The organism is Rhodoferax sp. U2-2l (assembly GCF_020594515.1).
In the GTDB taxonomy this organism is placed as follows: Bacteria; Pseudomonadota; Gammaproteobacteria; order Burkholderiales; family Burkholderiaceae_C; genus Rhodoferax.
In genome coordinates this window covers 36,603-56,825 of sequence record NZ_JAJCTH010000023.1, presented here as the reverse complement: position 1 = coordinate 56,825, position 20,223 = coordinate 36,603, and the positions used below count along the sequence as shown (strand labels likewise).

At 61.2% G+C, this 20,223-nt stretch carries 14 protein-coding genes; 9 read left to right on the top strand and 5 right to left on the bottom strand.

Going from position 1 to position 20,223, the window contains the following annotated elements; genetic code table 11:
- Nucleotides 1–276 precede the first annotated feature (276 nt).
- From LHU53_RS18395 to LHU53_RS18375, 5 genes are all read left to right on the top strand, one after another.
- On the top strand, nt 277–804 hold the full coding sequence (locus tag LHU53_RS18395; RefSeq protein ID WP_227334239.1) for a DUF2760 domain-containing protein: 528 nt from the start codon (nt 277–279) through the stop codon (nt 802–804).
- Complete coding sequence (locus tag LHU53_RS18390) at nt 801–2,642, top strand: Hsp70 family protein (protein ID WP_227334238.1); 1,842 nt, start codon at nt 801–803, stop codon at nt 2,640–2,642. The genes LHU53_RS18395 and LHU53_RS18390 overlap by 4 nt, the downstream gene beginning before the upstream one ends.
- Nucleotides 2,643–2,653: 11 nt before the next feature.
- Nucleotides 2,654–5,524, top strand: a complete 2,871-nt coding sequence (locus LHU53_RS18385) for an Hsp70 family protein (protein WP_227334237.1) — start codon at nt 2,654–2,656, stop codon at nt 5,522–5,524.
- 236 nt (nt 5,525–5,760) lie between these two features.
- Nucleotides 5,761–6,222 (top strand): hypothetical protein, encoded by a 462-nt coding sequence (locus LHU53_RS18380; protein WP_227334236.1) that lies wholly within the window; start codon nt 5,761–5,763, stop codon nt 6,220–6,222.
- The gene (locus LHU53_RS18375; protein ID WP_227334235.1) at nt 6,219–6,428 is read left to right on the top strand and encodes a hypothetical protein; all 210 of its coding nucleotides are present in this window, start codon (nt 6,219–6,221) and stop codon (nt 6,426–6,428) included. The genes LHU53_RS18380 and LHU53_RS18375 overlap by 4 nt, the downstream gene beginning before the upstream one ends.
- A 177-nt stretch (nt 6,429–6,605) precedes the next feature.
- Here LHU53_RS18375 and LHU53_RS18370 read toward each other — a convergent pair whose 3' ends face one another.
- The 4 genes from LHU53_RS18370 to LHU53_RS18355 all read right to left on the bottom strand — a co-directional run bounded on the left by LHU53_RS18370 (nt 6,606) and on the right by LHU53_RS18355 (nt 14,365).
- On the bottom strand, nt 6,606–8,207 hold the full coding sequence (locus LHU53_RS18370) for a sensor domain-containing diguanylate cyclase (RefSeq protein WP_227334234.1): 1,602 nt from the start codon (nt 8,205–8,207) through the stop codon (nt 6,606–6,608).
- A gap of 592 nt (nt 8,208–8,799) precedes the next feature.
- Nucleotides 8,800–10,626 (bottom strand): ATP-binding protein, encoded by a 1,827-nt coding sequence (locus tag LHU53_RS18365; RefSeq protein WP_227334233.1) that lies wholly within the window; start codon nt 10,624–10,626, stop codon nt 8,800–8,802.
- Between the two features lie 275 nt (nt 10,627–10,901).
- Nucleotides 10,902–12,092, bottom strand: coding sequence for an MFS transporter (locus LHU53_RS18360; RefSeq protein ID WP_227334232.1), 1,191 nt, complete (start codon nt 12,090–12,092; stop codon nt 10,902–10,904).
- A 2-nt stretch (nt 12,093–12,094) separates the two neighbouring features.
- Complete coding sequence (locus tag LHU53_RS18355; protein ID WP_227334231.1) at nt 12,095–14,365, bottom strand: cation-translocating P-type ATPase; 2,271 nt, start codon at nt 14,363–14,365, stop codon at nt 12,095–12,097.
- An 85-nt stretch (nt 14,366–14,450) separates the two neighbouring features.
- Here LHU53_RS18355 and cadR point away from each other — a divergent pair, with 85 nt between their 5' ends.
- From cadR to add, 3 genes are all read left to right on the top strand, one after another.
- Entirely contained in the window at nt 14,451–14,939 is a 489-nt protein-coding gene (cadR, locus tag LHU53_RS18350) for a Cd(II)/Pb(II)-responsive transcriptional regulator (protein WP_227334230.1), read from the top strand.
- Nucleotides 14,940–15,413: 474 nt separating this feature from the next.
- Nucleotides 15,414–16,673, top strand: a complete 1,260-nt coding sequence (locus tag LHU53_RS18345) for a RidA family protein (protein ID WP_227334229.1) — start codon at nt 15,414–15,416, stop codon at nt 16,671–16,673.
- A gap of 220 nt (nt 16,674–16,893) precedes the next feature.
- Complete coding sequence (gene add, locus LHU53_RS18340; RefSeq protein WP_227334228.1) at nt 16,894–17,907, top strand: adenosine deaminase; 1,014 nt, start codon at nt 16,894–16,896, stop codon at nt 17,905–17,907.
- 78 nt (nt 17,908–17,985) lie between these two features.
- Here add and LHU53_RS18335 read toward each other — a convergent pair whose 3' ends face one another.
- Complete coding sequence (locus LHU53_RS18335; RefSeq protein WP_227334227.1) at nt 17,986–18,894, bottom strand: MBL fold metallo-hydrolase; 909 nt, start codon at nt 18,892–18,894, stop codon at nt 17,986–17,988.
- A gap of 158 nt (nt 18,895–19,052) precedes the next feature.
- Here LHU53_RS18335 and LHU53_RS18330 point away from each other — a divergent pair, with 158 nt between their 5' ends.
- On the top strand, nt 19,053–20,027 hold the full coding sequence (locus LHU53_RS18330; RefSeq protein ID WP_227334226.1) for a GlxA family transcriptional regulator: 975 nt from the start codon (nt 19,053–19,055) through the stop codon (nt 20,025–20,027).
- The last annotated feature ends 196 nt before the right edge of the window (nt 20,028–20,223 follow it).

The window sequence follows — 20,223 nt, the reverse complement described above, 5'->3', positions numbered from 1 at the left end:
AATATGCACCATTGCTACACCGGTCTTTGCCTGTGCCACGCTCCACCTTGCCACATTTGCAACGCCCGCGCCACGTGTTTCTTCGGAACGATTTGCGGCGCAGGCGGGCCGATTACTTCGCTAACCCGGCCCTCCACACCCTGGACATCGTCTGTTCCTATGCTGCACCGTTGGCACGCTCTATGCACCTGCGCAGGCTTGCCCTTTAAAATTTGACCAACGCACCGCTCTCCCCCCATCTCGCTCGGCCAAAGCCGACGCCCTCAGGAACACCCCATGACCGAACCCACACCCCAAGCCAAGCCCTCATTTTTTCAACGCATACCGCTGGCCTTCAGTGCGTTTTTCCAGGTTTTGTTCGGCAACATGCCGCCCCCGGTCGCTGCCCAACCTGCCCAGTCCGCAGCCGTGGTGCTGCGGGAGGCCACGCCCGACGCCGCCCTGCAACTGCTGGGCCTGCTGCAAAAAGAAGCGCGCCTGATCGACTTCACGCAAGAAGACCTCAGCAGCTACAGCGACGCCGACATTGGCGGCGCCGCCCGCGTGGTGCACGAAGGCTGCTGCAAAGTGCTGCGCGACCACTTCACCATTGCGCCGGTGCGCGCCGAAGCCGAAGGCAGCCGCATCACGCTGCCTGAAGGTTTTGACGCCAGCGCCATCCGCCTGACGGGCAACGTGGTCGGCCAGGCCCCGTTCAAAGGCAGCCTGAGCCACCGCGGCTGGCGCGCCACTGAGACACGCCTGCCCAAACTCACCCCCAGCCATGACGTGACCGTGCTGGCACAAGCCGAGGTGGAACTGTGAGCGCGCCACTGTTCTCGATTGGCATCGACCTCGGCACCACCCACTGCGCGCTGGCCTTTGTGGACATTGGCGCCAGCGATGGCGAAAAAACCACATACGGCGTGCTCGACATCCCCCAGCTCAGCGCCCCCGGCGCGGTCGAATCGCTGCCTTTGCTGCCCTCGTTTTTGTACCTGCCACATGAGGCCGAGCTGGCCGACGGTGACCTGAGCCTGCCCTGGTCCAGCACGCAAGGCTTTGCGGTGGGCGAATTGGCGCGCAGCCGGGGCGCGCTCACCCCGATCCGGCTCGTGTCCAGCGCCAAAAGCTGGCTCTGCCACCCCGGCGTGGACCGGCGCGCCGGCATTTTGCCGTTTGACGCACCGCCCGAAGTGGCCCGCATCTCGCCGCTGGAAGCCTCCACCCGTTACCTGGCGCACCTGCGCCAGGCCTGGGACCAGGCCCACCCCGAAGCGCCGTTTGACCAGCAGGACGTGACCGTCACCATCCCCGCCTCGTTCGACCCCGCTGCGCGCGAACTCACCGCCGAGGCTGCCCGCGCCGCCGGTTACCAGAACCTGACCCTGCTGGAAGAACCGCAAGCCGCGCTCTACAACTGGATTCAGGGCAGCGGCGGCGGCTGGCGCAAACAGGTCAAACCGGGCGACATCATCTTGGTGGTTGACGTGGGCGGCGGCACCAGCGACTTCTCGTTGATCGCCGTGCTGGAGCGCGAAGGCCAGCTGGAGCTGCACCGCGTGGCCGTGGGTGACCACATCCTGCTCGGCGGCGACAACATGGACCTGACGCTGGCGCATGTGGTGGCCCGCAAACTGGCCGCAGACGGCAAAACGCTGGACCCCTGGCAAATGCGCGCACTCACCTACGCCTGTCGCAGCGCCAAAGAAAACCTGCTGAGCGACGCCGCTCTGGAGGCGCAATCCATCGTGGTGCCCAGCCGTGGCGCCAAGCTGATTGGCGGCGCCCTCCGCACCGAACTGACGCAGGCAGAAGTGCGCGCCACCATCCTCGAAGGCTTCTTCCCGCAGGTCGACGCCGCCACCCGCCCGGCCAGCCGCACCCGCGGCGGCTTGACGCAGCTTGGCCTGCCCTATGCGCAGGACGCGGGCGTCACGCGCCACCTGGCGGCGCTGCTGGGTCGGCAAGCCGGGGCCACGGCTGAACTGGAAGGTTTTGCCGGGCAGGTGGACACCAACGCCAGCTTTCTGCACCCCACCGCCGTGCTGTTCAATGGCGGCGTGTTCAAGTCGACCATCCTGTCAGAGCGCACCCTGGGCACGCTCAACGGTTGGCTCGCCGGCGAACACGCCGAACCGGCGCGCGAACTGGCCGGGGCCGACATGGACCTGGCTGTGGCGCGCGGCGCCGCCTACTACGGCTATATGCGCCGCGGCCAGGGCGTGCGCATTCGCGGCGGCACGGCCCGCGCCTATTACGTGGCGGTCGAGTCAAGCATGCCCGCCATCCCCGGCATGGAGCCGCCGGTGCAAGCCCTGTGTGTGGCACCGTTTGGCATGGAAGAAGGTATCGAGACCGACTTGCTGGCGCAGGAATTTGGCCTGGTGGTGGGCGAGCCGGTGCACCTGCGCTTTTTTGGCTCGTCGGTGCGGCGGCAGGACCAGATCGGCACTCTGCTGGAATTCTGGCAACCTGATGAGCTGCAGGAGCTGGGCGAAATTCAGGCCACCCTGCCCGCCGAAGGCCGCCGAGTCGGCGAAATCGTGCAGGTGAGGCTGCGCGCCGTGGCCTCTGAGACCGGCACGCTGGAACTCACCGCCGTGGCCACCCAGGGCGACGAGCGCTGGAAGGTTGAATTTGACGTGCGTGGCAACGCCTAGTGCCTGAGCCGGTGAGCCAATACCTCGTCGGCATCGACCTGGGCACCACCAACACGGTGGTGGCCTACGCCCCGGTGGCCCAGCCGCCGGGACGTGGCAAGCGCCGTGCGCTCCCCGAGATCAAGCTGTTTGACATCGCGCAACTGGTCGCGCCGGGCCAGGTGGCGGCACGGCCCTTGCTGCCGTCGGTGCGTTACCACGCCGCAGAAGGCGAAATCGCGCCCGGTGAACGGCAACTGCCCTGGCCTGCTGCTGATGACGTGGCGCCGATGCCGACGCCAGTGGTGATGGGCCAATGGGCGCGCCAGCTGGGCAGCCAGGTGCCGGGCCGTTTGGTGAGCAGCGCCAAAAGCTGGTTGTCCCACACGGCGGTGGACCGACTGGCGCCCATCCTGCCCTGGGGCGCACCGGCTGACGTGCCCAAAGTCTCGCCAGTGGAGGCCAGTGCCAGCTATTTGGGCCACGTGCGCGCAGCCTGGAACGCCCAATTCCCCAACAGCCCGCTGGAACAGCAAGACATCGTGCTGACCGTGCCCGCGTCATTTGACGAAGGCGCCCGCGCCTTGACCTTGCGCGCCGCCCGCCAGGCCGGGCTGCCGAAATTGCGCCTGCTGGAAGAACCGCAGGCCGTGTTTTACGACTGGCTCTTGCGCCACCGCAGCCACCTGGCCGATGAACTGGCCCACACCCAGCTGGTGCTGGTGTGTGACGTGGGCGGCGGCACCACCGACCTGAGCCTGATCCAGGTCGACCAGGTCAACGGCGAGCCGCAGCTCACCCGCATCGGCGTGGGTAAACACCTGATGCTGGGCGGCGACAACATGGACCTGGCGCTGGCACACACCGTCGAGGCCCGCCTGGCCGCCAGCGGTCCGGCCACGCAAACCCTGTCAGCCAGCCGGCTGGCCCAGCTGATGGAGCGCTGCCGCGCCGCCAAAGAGCAACTGCTGGCCGCCGACGCGCCCGAGCAAACCCAGGTCACCCTGCTGGGTGGCGGGGCGCGGATGGTTGGCGGTAGCCGCTCGGTCACACTCACGCGCGACGAGGTGGTGCGCATGCTGGTGGACGGTTTCTTCCCGCAAGTTGAGCGCACTGAACAAGCCAGAGAAGGCCGCAGCGGCATCGTCGCCTTTGGCCTGCCCTACGCCCGCGACCCGGCCATCACACGCCACATTGCCGACTTTTTGCGCCAACACGCGCACGCCCTGCCCGACACCCTGTTGCTCAACGGTGGCGTGTTTCGCGCTGACGCGCTGGTGCAGCGGCTGGCGCAAACGCTGGCTGAATGGCGCGGTGCCCCGCTGCGCCTGCTGCACAACGACAACCCCGACGTGGCGGTGGCACGCGGCGCGGTCGCCTACGCGTTGGCGCAACACGGGCTGGCGCCCAAAATCGGTGGCGGCTCGGCGCGCAGCTACTTTTTGCTGCTGGAAGGCGCGGCCAAAAGCACCACCGACCCAACCGCTGCGCGCGGCATCTGCCTGCTGCCGCGTGGGCTGGCTCCCGGCGTGGAGGTCTTGCTCACCGACCGCAGCTTTGCCCTGCGCCTGGGCCAGCCGGTGCGCTTTAACCTGCTCAGCGCCACCGCCGAGGCCGACCACACGCCGCCCCAGGCCGGTGAATTGGTCACGCTCACGCAAGGCCAGTTTGAGCCCCTGCCGCCCATCGCCACGGTTTTAGAAGCCCGCACCGCCCCTGACACCGTGGCTGGCGGCTCATCCAACCCGAAGAACATCCCGGTGCAACTGGCCACCACCTTGACCGAAGTTGGCACGCTCGAGATCCACTGCGTGAGCCTGGCCGACCCCAGCCAACGCTGGTTGCTGGAATTTGACCTGCGCCATGCCCAAAACGCCGCCAGCCCCGGCACCGAAGCCGTCCCGCCCGACACCCCGGCCAGCGTCCGTCTGAAGCAAGCCGTTGACAAAATCGACCACGTTTTTGGCACCGGCAGCAAGCCCGTGCCAGCCAAAGAAGTCAAACAACTGCGGGCGCAACTGGAGCAACTACTGGGCGAGCGCGAGCGCTGGGCCGCACCCGAACTGCGCCACCTGTTCGACGCCTTGTGGGCCCGCGCCCGAGGCCGGCGCCGCTCGGCCGAGCACGAACGGGTCTGGCTCAACCTGGCCGGCTACTGCCTGCGCCCCGGTTTTGGCGACCCGCTGGATGGCTGGCGCATCGGCCAGCTCTGGACCCAGTTTGCGCCCGGCGTCCAATTTGCCAGCGACAAACAGGTCTGCACCGAATGGTGGACGCTGTGGCGCCGCGTGGCCGGTGGCCTGGCCGCGCCCGAACAAGCGCGCCTGCTGGACGACTTTGCCTACAACCTGCATCACAACGAACTCGGCAGCGACGCCGCCGCCATCAAGCCTGTCAAAGGCAGCGACGACGACATGCTGCGCCTGGGCGCCGCGCTGGAGCGCATTCCGGTGGACTACAAGGTGGAGATTGGCGAATGGCTGCTGGGCCGCCTGCAGAAATCGTCCACCGCTGCCGCCAAAGGCCGCCCCGTGGACGCCGCCAGCGATGCCCGCACCCTGTCGGCCCTGGGCCGCATCGGCGCCCGCCAGCCGTTTTATGGCAACACACACGACGTGGTGCCCGCCGAGACCGTGGTCGCCTGGCTGGACACCTTGCTGGCGCTGGACTGGAAGCGCCAGGAGAGTGCCGCCTTCGCCGCCGCCCACCTGGCCCGCATGACCGATGACCGCACCCGCGACCTGCCACTGGCGCTGCGCGAACGCATCATGGCGCGCCTGCAAAGCATCAACGCCCCGCCCGTTTGGATCGAGATGGTTGACCACAAAGTCACGCTGGACGAAGCCACCGAGCGACGTCTGCTCGGCGAATCGCTGCCGCCGGGGCTCAAATTGATTGCTTGAGGGCTACCCGTTGACAGCCTGGTGACATCGGAATGGCGATTGCCATCGGCAGGCCCCGACCCAAAGCGGTCTGTCACATGGCCATAGGGACATGCCATTGGCTTTCGTTCAGTTACAGTCCTTGCCCTCCCTGTAAGGGTGGCCCATGGCGATCACTTCGCATCGCAAGGGGCATCGGTTTCCCAGTGGCCTGGTTTGAAAAAACATGATCTGGGACTTTTGGGGCATGACGGCTGGTGCGGCTGGGCAAGCTGTGGCATAAAAATGAGGAAACCAAGATGCTATTAACTGATATCACCGTCGAGCACACGCGGGTGTCCAAACAGACTGGGGTGCGGCAGACTTTTTTGCTGCATCCGTTTACCGATACGCAGCGAGATACGCTGGGCAAATTCGAGATCGTTCGTGACATTCGTGAGCCCGGGTTCAAAGACGTCAAACGCTCAACCTTCGTGACATTTCAACAATTGGCGGAGTTGTATGCCAAAGGCGTCCTCGACGAGTTTGGGTTTTCCGTTCGCATGTGTCCGGGTCAGGGCACCTACCCCGCGGCGAACCCCGCCAAAAAGATACTGCCAACCAGCATCCGGCCAGGCTCATCGTTCGACCTGGCGGTTCAAAAGGTGGACGTTTCCATACCGGCCAATCGCGATTTAAGAACCGCCCTGCTTCGCACGAACGTCAAACTCCCCCTATGAATCCATCCGTTGCCCATGCCGAACTCATCGCCACGTTCAAGCGGGCGCAGGCAGATGCTGCGCACAAGTTCGGATTGATCCAAGCGGCTGCAAAAAAGGGCCCCAAGGCCATCCAAGCAGCCACTGAAACAGCGGCCAAGGCAGCCAAACGCAGGGACGCGTATGCCAAGAAGCTGGAAACCTTTGGGGTGAGCCTCAAGGATTGAGCGGGGCCCAGTCTACGGCCCGGCACCCATCGGTGGCGAACACGCCCAACTGGCCCAGAGGTGCAATGGACCCAATGCTGACATAGCGCCCCTCGACCCAGTGGCTTAAAACCGGTCACCGATACACGCTGTATCACGAAGAAAAAATATCGGATCGCAATATGCCATTCAGGCTCGTTATTCAAAAAAGTCAGTCTGAAGGCGCTGTTCTCGTGGGTGACCGGCCCCCCCACAATCACAACGAACGCAGTTCTTACCGTCGCGCTTGGCGGCGTAAAGCGCCGCATCCGCTGCCTCGAACAGGGATTGAGCCGTTGTACCGTCTTTGGGGAACATGGCAACCCCGACGCTGGCCGTGACTGGCACGGCGACACCGGCGTACGGGCGTCCTAAGGCAACAACAATGCGCTCTGCCGTATTCAGTGCCTCTGGCCGGAGGGCACCCGCAAGTAGGACCACAAACTCATCGCCCCCCCAACGTGCCGCGATATCGCCTGCACGAATCTCGCTCCGCAGCCGATTGGCCGCCTCGCGCAGCACTGCGTCACCCATCTCATGGCCCAGCGAATCATTAACTGCCTTGAAGCCGTCCAGATCAATGGCCAATAAAGCCAGCTGATCCTGACTTCTCATGGATTGGGCAACCTGTCGTTGCGCCGCATCGTCAAACAGACGGCGATTGGCTAGGCCGGTCAGGGCATCATGGCTGGCATCAAACACAACCTGTCCCATGGCCTGAGCCGCAAGTTGGATCGCGTGGCCAACCGCCTCAGCCTCATGAAGTTCCACCGTTGGTAGCACCACCGGCCGGCCTTCGCTCAGGTCCAGCGCAGCCCGGTTCAACTCTTGCACAGACTTGAGAATTCGACGCGCCAGTCGCAAGGCCAGCCAGAGCCCCAGGCCCATGCCAGTTGCCCCACCCAAAAGACCATAGATGACAAAGTTTCTCAGCTCGCCGTTGAGTTGCGCCTTGGGAACACCGACGGCAACCGTCCATCCCCAAAGGCTTGAGCGGGAGTAGCCATTCACAGCCGGATGACCGTCTTTTGTCATCGCAACCAACTGACCCTCGGGTGGCCCCGATTGGGTGGCCGCAATTTCGAGTACCGCCTTCTGTCCGACAAAGCGTTGCGCATCGCGCGAGCGAGCGACGATGGTGCCGCTGCCGTCCAAAACCGCAGCCAGCCAGCCATCGGGCAATCGAACCCCATTGAGTATCTCTGCAACGCGTGCAGGCGCCAAACCAACATTCAGGCTATAGACCACCTCGTCACCCCGCATGACGGGAACCCCCATGGCGATAGCGGGCTCACCCGTAACTGGACCGATGAAAAAATCGGTCAAGACCGTGACTCGATCACTGAACACGCGATCAAGCTGACGTGGTGTGCCCTGCTGCGGCAATGAAGCACCAATTGGTCGCAGGGTGTTGAGAATCTGCCGGCCCGAGGGATCCGTCAGGATGTAGTTATAAACAACTCCAGCTGGCAAGGCGTTGCGAGCATCCTTATGAAATTTCACCAAGTCCCCGCCCACCAGGGATTCCGTCGAAGCGAGGACCTTGAGTGAAGCCTCGATCTTGGCCAGCTCCTGCTCCAACCGCGCCAAGACTGTTCTGGCCGCGAGCACCGTGGTCATCTCCACTTGCTCGACACGCAGCCGGTAGTAGGCGTAGCCCAACCCCATTCCGGTGAGCGTCGGCAACAGAGCGCACACCAAGACCATCAGCATCAGGCTCTGGTTCAGCGAGTAGTGGCGACGCGCCTTCGTTAGGTTCATCGTGTGATTTTGCACCTGATGACGATGACAGGCATCGGCGTGCTTCTGCCACTTGTAAGTCTCCTGCTGCGCTTAATTGGTAGTCCGGTGTGGTCCGAACTTGCCGCAGCAGTCGACCTGAATCTGCATTCGACCCGAAGCAGTCTTCGGACCACTCGGATTCATGACTTGGTAGCGGAAATTCATCGCGAGCTCACCAGACGGGTACGATCAACAGCCGGAGTGCAGCGTCTCGTATCCTTCGTCCGCCGCGCCCCAACTCACGGTGTCGGCCAGCCTCCGGTCATTGCCATGACCGCGCGAAGGCAGATCGAATGGTCAACCCGAAGGTCGTTGTGGTCGTTCGCGATGGGTGTGGGCGGCGCGAGCTATATAGCCGTCGGAAGACCGCTACTGCGACCGGCGCATTCACGCTGCCCCCCTTCGGACATTATCGGAGTCGCATTCCGACCCGGCAAGTAGCCGTTAAAAGTTTGAATTGAGCCGGTCGCAGGGGGCGGTACATCTACATGTTTAGGAGAGCACTAAAGGCACCCGGCTGAAACCGGACGGAGTGTCGGCACAGCAGTGAGGGAGCGCGCCAGCGATGAAGCTAGAGCATGGCCGAAAGGCGCACCATCCAGCCTCTGACCTCGCCATTCGGGTCTCGCTCGGCGAGTCTGTCGGCAGTCATGTAAGGGAAGACCTTGCTCGCCAAGAGTTTCTTGACTGTGCTGTCCTTCATTGGTGCGCCAACCGAGTTCGCCGCGTGTATTCCCAAGGCGACAGCCTTTGGCACAGCATGCCCGTCGGCGTTCAGGTGATCGGCCACGTTGACGACAACCCCAAGCGCGTCTTTGATGGCGTCAGGGTGGAGGTAGCTTTCGATTTCGTGCTTCAACATTTGGGTAGCCCACGAACCATCCTGGCGGGCGTTAACAGCGGCAACAGCGTTGCCATAGTTTGGAACGTCGCTGTCGTAGATGTGCGCCTCCTTGCGGCCGAGATCTGCCAAGTAGCGCTCGGCAACCCAATGCTGCAGAGTTGACCCGCCGGAGGGTACGAATGCGAAACGACGATCCCTCGAGAGATCGGGCAGGTTTGGATCGGCGATGTGCAGAGCATGGCTCAGGTTTTTCAGCGCATCGATGTCCGTCGGCCCTTCAACGCAGATCAGGACCTTCACCCGGCTGTCCGCCACAAGGCCGAGTGCCGCGGCAACGTGCTCGAAAACATCGACACCGGATTCAACGCAAGGCTTCTTCGCTGAGTTGCGCGTGACGTAACGGATGCTGTCTGTAGGCAGTTCTGCCGCGAAGCCGGGGCTGTGCGTGGTCAGGATGACTTGGCAGCCGTCATCCCCGGCCAGCGCCTTGAAGGATTCGATCAGGATCTTTTGGTTGTTGGGGTGCTGGGCGGTCTCGGGTTCTTCGATCGCGTAGATGATGCTGCGTGCTTTATCGCCGCTGGCGAGGCGCCGTTCGGCCGCAGCTTTGAAGAAACTGACGAGGATCAGCCGGCGGATGCCGCTGCCGCGTTTGTTCAGCGGGATGCCGTCGTCGGTTTCCATGTTGACCGAGAAGAGGCCCTTCCACTTTGCCTGCGTGGGCGGGGTGAACTGAGGAGTCAGTTCCTTGGCCAAGTTCGGATCGATGGTCTTCAATGCGTCGTGCGTCAGGCTGGCGATCTCCTCGGTCTTTTGCCGAACCTTGGCCTGGATCGCGTTTATCTCCGCTTGTAGTTCAGCCAGCGCCTGGGTCACGGCAGCCATCATTGGCGCCTGAACTTCGCCGTCAGAGTCCTTGCTGTTGCGGTCGCTCTGGAACAGCGCAAACAACGGCAGGTGCGCTTGCAACTGATCCCAGATCTTCTTGCCGTCCTCCTTACCCTTGCTCAGGGGGATTGCCACCTCAGCAAGCTGCAGGTCGGGTTCGCTGAGCCAAAGAGCTTGCCGCATGCCGGGGTTGCCCTTCAGTGCAACGTCTAGCCCCTTCTTCTTGACGAGGACCTGGAGATCCCTCTCTTTGAGGTCGAGTAAGTTTTCAACCCCAGGCGCCGTGGGGTGGTGAGCCAGCAGGCTGACCTCCTCTGTCGGCTTTGCGGTCTTGCAGTCGAATACCTTGCAGATCCTGAGGGTGCCGGCGGCCGTAAGTAGGTACTCAGCAGCGAGCGACGTTGCTGCACCTGCGTCGAGGGTCAAGCTGGGCGGCAATTCGGAGAACTCGCAAGTAATCGACACCTTTGTGTTACCACTGTAAACGTTTGCGTCGCCCGACTCGATCTTGACGGTCTCGTTGTTGAAGAAGATCTCCAGCGCCTCAAGGACCGACGACTTGCCGATGTCGTTTTTGCCGATGAAGGTGGTCAGGTCATCGAACCAGACGGTGACTTCGTCTTGGTAGCACCTGAAGTTCGCAATCGAAATGTTTTCCAGTCGCACGGACAATCTCCCTGAAGCGGCGGTGAGTCCGCCATGTTTTGAACGTCGCTGGATGATATGACAGTCCAGGTATTCAATCGGGAAAGACCTCTGTCTTGTGGGGCGCCATGCGGCTTGGCATTTGTCTGTTTGATGGTGTGCCCGGACTGCTATAGGCGGCCCGAATGCAGGCCTTCATCGGCGCCAGCTTGCGACCCAGAGCCGCAATCGCCCCACAGCGAAAGTGCCGATGAGCAGCATGGCTGCCCAAGCGCTGTCTTCCATGCCGTTGGGATTTAGCAGCTGCGTCGATTTTTGGTGAGGCTTCGAGCCATCAAGGCCACAAGGCAAAGCGTCGCAAAGGCGCCGCCGGCCCAGAATGTGGCTGATGAGCCGAAGCTATCCCAGAGCCATCCAGCAACCACGCTGGCAACCAACAGCGCCAGCCCGCTTGCCAGGTTAAACACGCCGTAGGCGGTTCCTCGCAAATCCGAGGGCGCAGTCTCCGCCACCATGGTCGCCAGCAATCCCTGCGTCATCCCCATATGGATACCCCACAGCGCCACACCCAGCAATAAAGCGGGCCAGCCGGTGGCTGTTGCCAGCAGCACATCGGATGCCACCAGCACGACCAGTCCCCAGCCCAGCAGGGCCGAATGGGACACACGGTCCGAGAGCTTCCCGAAGGGGTAGGCCGATGCCGAATACACCAAGTTCATCGCCACCATGACCAGCGGGACCCAAGCCATGGCAACCCCCAGTTGCTGTGCACGCAAAACCAGAAAGGCCTCGCTGAACCGGGCCAGTGTGAAAATCGCGCCCAGGGCCACGACCCACCCATAGGCCGCCCCCAAGCGGCGCAGGTTGTCGTGCTTGATCGGATTCGTGCGCTTGTCGCCGCTGTGCCTTTGCGGCTCGCGCACCCCCCATGCCAACAGTGCCACGGCCATCAAGCCCGGAATGACGGCGACCCAGAACACGGCACGAAAGTCGTTGGCCCACAGCAGCATGAGGCCCGTGGCCAACAAGGGCCCGAGAAACGCGCCCACCGTATCCAGAGATTGCCGCAGGCCAAAGGCCGCCCCCCGTATGTCCGGCGGCGCGATGTCGGCAACCAGCGCATCGCGCGGCGCGCCGCGGATGCCTTTGCCAACGCGGTCAATCAGCCGGGCGGCAACCACCAAGCCTGCGCCAGAGGCCATGGCAAACAGCGGTTTGCTGAAGGCGCCCATCGCGTACCCAACAAGCGCCAAACCTTTACGTTTGCCCAGCCAATCACTGAGCGCCCCAGAGAAGACCTTGACGATCAACGCAGTGGATTCGGCCAGACCTTCGATGATGCCGATGGACAACATGGACATGCCCAGCGTGCCCGCCAAAAACATCGGCAGCAGGCTGTGAACCATCTCGGAGGAGATGTCCATGAGCATGCTGACAAAGCCCAGGACCCAGATGCCTGTCGGGATTTTGGAGGGGGTTGACTGCATGGCTAACACGCCGTTGAAGAGTTGCTGCGCAAAATGCGCAATCCATTGAACACGACCAACAGGCTGGCGCCCATATCGGCGAAGACCGCCATCCACATGGTGGCGCCATTGAACAACGCCAGCAAGAGGAACACCGCTTTGATACCCAAAGCCAAAGCGATGTTTTGCCAGAGAATGGCCTGCATGTTGCGCGACAGGCGTATGGCTTCGGGAATGCGGCGCAGATCGTCGTTCATGATCACCACGTCAGCCGCTTCCATGGCGGTATCTGTCCCCGCCCCACCCATGGCAAAACCGATGTTGGCGCGAGCGAGTGCCGGGGCGTCGTTGATGCCATCGCCGGTCATGGCGACAGTGCCATAGTGTTTTTGCAGTGCCTCGATGGCGGCAAGCTTGTCCTCTGGCAGCAAATTACCGCGCGCATCGTCAATACCCGCTTCTTTGGCAATCGCCTTGGCTGTGGCCACGTTGTCACCGGTGAGCATGACCGACGCCACGCCAAGGGCGTGCAGTTCCGCGATGGCCTGGCGCGAACTCTCCTTGATGGTGTCGGCCACGGCGAAGATCGCCAAAACTTGGGTGGAGGACGCCAGCATCGTGACCGTTCGCCCCTGCGCTTCGTGGTCGGCCAATCGGGCCTCGATCAGCGGGCTGCAAAGCCCACGCTCTTCGATCAGGCGGTGATTCCCCAACATCAATGCAAAGCCGCTGGTTTTGGCCTCGATGCCGCGACCCGGCAGGGCGGTAAAGCCTTCAAGTTGTCCGTTGCCTTGAAGTCCCAGGCCTTGTGCAATGGCTTGGGAGACGGGATGGTCAGAATGACCTGCCAAGTCCGATGCCCAACGCAAAACTTGCGATGCGTCCGGGCCATTGGGCAGGACGTCGGTCGCCACCAGTTGGGGCTTGCCCAGCGTGATCGTGCCCGTCTTGTCCAGCGCAATGGCCTTGATCTTGCGGGCCCCTTCCAGATGGATGCCGCCCTTGATCAGGATGCCACGGCGCGCGGCCGCAGCCAGACCACTCACCACCGTCACCGGGGTGGAGATCACCAAAGCGCAGGGACAGGCGATGACCAAAAGCACCAGGGCTTTGTAGATGGCCTGCATCCAGGTCCAGCCCATCAGCCAAGGCGTCAGCAGCCCCACCGCCAAAGCCAATGCAAAAACAGCCGGTGTATAGATGGCCGCAAAACGATCCACGAATTGCTGCGTGGGCGCCCTGGACCCTTGCGCCTGCTCGACCGCATGGATGATCCGGGCCAGCAAGGTGCCATTGGCTGCTGCGCTGACTTGGACCTCGACCATGCCGGTGGTGTTGATGGTGCCCGCAAACACCGGGTCGCCAACCACCTTGTCAACCGGGATGCTCTCGCCAGTCACAGGGGATTGGTCCACCGAAGTTGTCCCGGCGATGATCTCGCCGTCAAGCGGAACACGCGCGCCCGGCTTGACCCGAACGGTAGCGCCTATGGCGACGGTCTTGACCAGGCGCTCAACCCATGAACCGTCGGCTTGTCTGACCTCGGCCATGTCAGGGGTCATGTCCAGCAAGCCTTTGATGGCATGGCGGGCGCGATCCACGGACCGCGCTTCGATCAGTTCAGCCATGGCATAAAGCGCCATGACCATGGCGGCCTCTGGCCATTGACCAATGAGGAACGCGCCTGTGACGGCGACGGTCATCAGTGCATTGATGTTCAAGCGCAGATGGCGCAGCGCCGCCAATCCCTTCACGTAGGTTGAAAACCCAGCCAATCCAATGGCTGCAGCTGCCAGAACCATCCCAAGCGCAGTGAAGGTCAAGGTATGTGGGGCGAAGAATGACATCGATTCGGCGCCAAGAGCCAAAACCAAAGCCAGGGTGTACCGGGGCAAGCCTTCTTGAAGGACAAAGCCGCCATGCTGGTGACCATGGTGATGGTCATGGCCGTGATGGTGATCGTCGTCGTGTCCGACGGATTCAGACAAAGGGACTGGTTTGAATCCGGCCTGGCGGATCGCATCCAGCGCTTGCGGTATGGCTTCGGCAGGTGCGTCAATAGCCAGCGTTCGTGCGCCCAGTTGAAAGTTCAGGCTGCGTAGCCCCGGCAGTTTGGCCAAGGCATGTCGTATCTCGCCCTCCTCCGCCGCACAGTCCATGGTGGGGATGCGAAAAACCAAGATGCCTGCTGGCTCAGGCCTGGGTTGGGCTATGACGATGGATTCTGTGGCGCAGGCGCTTGCACACCCACAGGCGTGACTGGTAGCTTTTTCTTCGGTGTGCGGGTGGCTCATGGGTGTCCTTGCTGAATGGCATGCGAGTCGTTACAGTATTAAAAACCCTGTAGCCACTACAGAGTCAAGCCCTTGAGGAACTTCCATGAAAATTGGCGAACTGGCCGCGCTGACGAACACCCAAGTCGAAACCATCCGGTTCTACGAGCGCCAGAACTTGCTGGCCGAACCTGGACGCAGTGAGGGCAATTACCGTATTTACGGTGACGCCCACGCAGAGCGCTTGTCTTTCATCCGCCATTGCCGTGGGCTGGACATGACGCTGGACGAGATTCGTGTGCTGCTGCGTTTCAAAGACGCGCCAACGGACAACTGCCTGGAAGTCAATGAGCTTCTGGATGCGCACATTGGCCACGTAGCCGAGCGGATCAAAGAGCTGCGCCAGTTGGAAAAGCAGCTCAAGAGCTTGCGCGAAGCCTGCCTGGGCGGGCAGGAGGCGCAGCACTGCGGAATACTTCATGAGCTGACCGAGATCGCCAAAAGTCCTGTGTCCTCATCGAGCCGCGAGGGGCATGTCCATGGCGCCCATTCAGCCTCTGGGGCGCGCAAGTCAGCCCATAAGCACTGCACCTAGCTGTGTAGGCCGGTTGCTCACCACATTGCGACATTCCCGTCCATATTGTTCAAGAATCTTCCACAGTCGGCAGGGGCCCCGACCCTAGACTGAATTGCTTCGTCATCACGTGGCACGTTCATCGACATCACCCATGAAAAGCTCAGTCAAGACCCCGCATCAGCGCATCGTTGCACATCGGCGGCAACGCTGTGGACCCCACTGAGCGCAGTGAAACGCCCCAGGCGCAGAAAAGCATCGCCTTGACAACGGCAAGGCCGTGATGCCCCGTCTCGAGGCAAACAAGCAACGCATGTTTGACCACGGCCATGCCAAGGCATCCGTCCGTGCGGGGCCTCGGGCGCCCATCCCTTTTATTCATCACCAATCAGCATGAAAAAGATGCTTTACAGGAGGCTATATGCAAATTTAATAAGCTATTTCAATAGCAACACAACCCAATACCCAACGACAACATGAAAGATTAATAATATTATGAGCAATTTCAACGCAATATCATCAAAAAATCCAGTAAGCGCCCTCCAAGGCATGGGTCCGTATTCGCAAACCGTGGCATTCTCTCACTACAACAACCTTGCAGCCCAGTTACCTATCGATCCAGCATCCGGAAAAATAGTAGCTGGTGGCATAAAAAATCAAGCGCAACAATGCTTCGAAAATATCAAGGCCATTGTGGAAGGCATTCACCACACCATGGACGATATTGTCAGAATAAGCATATTCGTTCAAAATATCGCGGATATTGACGTTGTCGACGAAGTTTTTTCAACGTTTTTCCAGGGCTATGTTCCCGCGCGAACAACGGCGGCCGTCGCCGCTTTGCCCATGCAGGCCCTGATCCAAGTTGAAGCCCTGGTGTCCCACGGTGAAGGCACGATTCCAGGCGCGCCGCAAGCCGGAGATTTGGTCAAAGTCGCCAGAAATACCGACCAGGCACCCACCTCCCCGCTGTCGACGCAAACGGTCGCGTTTTCTCACTACAACAACCTCACCGCCCAATTACCGATTGATTCAAAAACAGGCAAGATCATCGACGGCGGCGTCAAAGAACAGGCGAATCAGTGCCTGAGCAACATCAAAGCCATCTTGGAAAGTATCAACCATGTGATGGATGACGTGGTGAGGGTGACCATCTTTGCGACAAATTTGTCGGATTTGCAAACGGCAAAAGAGGTTTTGGAAACGTCTTACCCGGGTTATGTGCCTGCACTGACAACGGTCGCCGTTTCAGCACTGCCTATGGGTGCCAAGGTACAAATTGAAGCTGTGGTGTCCCACGGAGATGGAACGCCGCCACAAAGTCCTGACGACGCCCGCAACATCGTCATCAAAGCCCAAGGGACGGATGACACCGCCGAACGCAGATACTCGCAAACCGTTGCATTTTCACATTACAACCATATTGCCGCTCAGTTAGCTTTCGACCCCAAAACCGGGAAAATGGTGACTGGCGACATCAAAAAGCAGACGGAACAATGTCTGAATAATATCAAGGCGATTTTGGAGGGTGTCAACCACGTGATGGATGATGTGGTGAAGATCAATATCGCACTCAAAGATATCGCAGATATTGATGCTGTGAATGAGGCATATGCAAAATTCTTCCCCGCCGGTGTGCCTGCGCGAAGAATCATTGGCGTATCCGCTTTGCCTGGCGATGCTTTAATTCAAATCGATGCCGTTGCATCAAACGCTGAAGGTACACCCCCCAAAGCAGCATCCGTCAGCGCCTAAAAAGGCTGGGGCGATCCAAGTGGTTCGGCACTGGCTCTAACGACGCGCCCAGTGTCGAATAAGCTGCCGTGGTGCAACCCGCCCACGGCAGCACCCGTTCGACACGGACTGACGAGGCGCCCCTGGTGTCTTCCGAGACGGACGTGATCGCGCCAAAACAGCCCAATGGACTGGTGCGCCACCGGCAAAGCCTGGACGGTGAGCAGCGACAATCTCCTGAATGAACAGAACGCTCCCAGACCTTGAGGCCAGCCGCTTGACATCCCTTCCCAAGGCAGAGGTGCATCTGCACCTGGAGGGCTGCTTCGAGGCGGCGACCATCGCGCAGTGGGCCAAGGCCGAAGGCGTGACACTGCCCAGACCGCAGGAAGATTTGTTCAAGTTCTCCGGCCTGGCAGACTTTCTTGGCTTTCTTGACCTGGCGTGCGGTTTGGCCTGCACCACCGAGCGATTGGTGGCACTGAGCTATGGGCTCAGCCAAAGACTGGCCGATAACGGCACGGGTTACGCCGACGTCATCTTCAATCCCACGCACTGGCATGCCTGGCATGGACGACTGGGCGCCATGCTCGATGCCATGGATGCGGGTTTCAAAGCGGCCGAACAGGATGGGTTGCCCAGCGTGGGCTTGTGCGTCAGCCTGTTGCGAACCCAGTCTGCCGATGAAGCCATCGAACTGGTTGATGCGCTGCGCGCCAGCCGCCATCCCCGCGTGGTGGCTTTGTCGGTGGATGGCAATGAGGTCACGGCGGGCCGCACCGGCCCGCGATTTGCCGACGCCTTCAGGCGCGCAGGAGATGCTGGCCTGCGCCGCACCGTGCACGCCGGCGAGTCCAGCGGGCCTGAAGGCGTCTGGGATGCAGTGAACTTGCTGGGGGCAGACCGAATTGACCATGGCGTCAGAGCCATTGAAGATGCGGCGTTGGTCAGTTTGCTGGCCGAGCGACAAATTCCCTTGGGGATTTGCCCCACGTCGAACCTGGTTCTGGGTGTCTACCCCTCCATTCATGAACACCCCATCGAGAATCTGCGTGCGGCGGGTGTGCGTGTTTCCGTCAACACCGATGACCCGGCCTTGCTGGGTGCCAGTCTGGTCGGGGAATATGCCTTATGCCGCCAGACCTTTGGATGGACGGATGAGGTGACCCGGTCCGTGGCGCGCACCTCCATTGAGGCCAGCTTTGCCAGTGCAGATGTCAAAACGCGACTGTTGCAAGCCTTAAAAGCCTGGTAGGTCCGCGAGAAGCCGATGGGCCACACAAGGGCCGACCCTGGCCGTGCGCTGACAGGCCCGCTAACCCATCCTGATTTCTTAGAACTTCATCACTTCACCGTCTTCAGGAATCACCACTCGCTCCTGAATTTTGTTTTCTTGCACAAATTCACGTAGTTCCTTGCGGTTGAGTGACATGTGGTTCACTGAATCCATGTGTACCGCCACGATGGCCGCGTTGGGCGCTGCTTTGGTGGCTTGCAGGGTGTCCTGCTTGCCCATGATGATGGGATGCTCCTCCCAGCCTGTCATGAGTGCGCTTCCTGTGTTGAGGATCACCACGTCTGGCTTGTGCTGTTTCAGTGCTTGATCCACTTCCGGGCGCCACACCGTGTCACCAGCGACGTAAACGGTTTTGGCCTGGGGCGCAGAAAACACCACCCCCATGACGGGACCCATCGCCGCAGAACGTGCGGGGTCTGCAAACCACAAATCACTGCCATGCTGGCCGCCGGTCTTGCTCAGCTTGACACCGTTGAAAGTGGTAGTTCCCTGGAGGACACGCACATCTTTAAAGCCTTGACCACGAATTGTTTGGGCATCGACTTCGTTTTGCACAAACACTGGCATGTTCTTGGGAATCTGCTTTTGCGCGGCTTCATCCCAGTGATCGGTGTGGGTGTGGGTCACAACGACGGCTTCAACGCTTTCCAACACGTCATCAACCGACAACGGCAACTCGACCAATGGGTTACGCAACTCGCTGCGGTAGGTGCCTTCAAAGCCAGGGAACCCACCTTGTGCGGAGAGCATCGGGTCGACCAGAAACGTGGTGCCAGAGAAGTCGATCTTGACCGTCGCGTTTCGAATCTGCTGGACTTGGACGGCGTTGGCCACCGCCGTGGGCGCTGCCGAGTCGCTGGTGCCGGCGTAGGCCGTGCCGCTGGCGACGAGCATCGCAATGCCACTCAGGACTGCGGCGCTGCGCAAAGGTTTCGAGATTTTCATGAGGTTTTTCCTTCAAAATTGGGTTGATTGCGCGCAACGAAGACGCCGTTTGCGCGTTGGGGTCAATTTTGCGGAGGGGCTCGGATTCGCACCAGTGGCCCAAATGACAACATTAGATAAAATCAGGCCAATTTACGACCATCGCCACTGGAGACGCCATGAAGCCCGTCCGTGTCGCCGTCCTTGCTTTCGAGGGCGTCAGCCTTTTCCATCTCTCGGTGCCGGGCATCGTGTTCGGCGTCACGCCTGCACCTGCTGGACTACCACCGTACGAAGTGCGCTACTGCGCGCCGGCTCCCGGTCGCGTGCGCTGCGACCAGGGTATGGAGATTGAGGTGCCCGGCGGCCTGGGCGCCATGGACGATGCCGACATCGTCATCGTCCCGGCCTGGAACCATCCAGAAAACGCTGCGCCAGCAGTCTTGTCGAACGCACTGAGACAGGCCCACGCCCGCGGCGCCCAGGTGGTTGGCCTGTGCCTGGGCGCCTTTGTGCTGTGTGATGCGGGCTTGTTGGACGAACGCCGCGCGACAACCCATTGGGCCTGTCGCGAGCTTTTCGCCCAGCGCTTTCCCAGGGCCAACTTTTTGCCAGACGTGCTCTACGTGGATGACGGTCATGTCATGACGTCCGCCGGGACAGTGGCTGCGATTGATTGCTGCCTGAACCTGGTGCGTCAGCGTCACGGCGCTGACGTTGCCAACCGCGTGGCGAGGTTGCTGGTGACACCACCACATCGCCAGGGTGGACAGGCGCAATACATCGAGCAGCCAGTGCCTTCGCTGCCCAGCGAGAACCGTTTACCCGGTGTTCTGGAATGGGCTCGCGAGCATTTGTCACAGCCGCTGTCACTGGATGTGCTGGCCGAGGTGGCGCGCATGAGCCGAAGAACCTTTACCCGGCGCTTTCGTGAAGCCACGGGCGTGACCTTCGTCAAGTGGCTGGCTGCCCAGCGAATCGCGAGAGCGCAGCAGCTGCTGGAAACCACGGATTTGCCGATTGAGCAGGTTGCGACGGAGGTGGGATTTGGCTCTGCGTTGTCCCTGCGTCAACACTTTACGGGCCAACTGCACATTTCACCATCTGGGTACAGGCGGCTCTTTTGTGAAAGCCAACACGGCCCTGGTGACTAAACACGCTCAGGTCTGCAAGACTGCTTTGGCCGATAGCAGGTGTACGAGCCTGTCAACGGCAGCCATAGGTCTTGAACCCGTCCTTGGGTAAGTGATGGTGAAAGACGGCAATTGGCCCCTTCCCGACGAAGGCTGGCGCGCGTGACAAAATCGCGGCGGTCCCATCGCTTGTCAAACTGCCCTTCCCCGGCCCTTT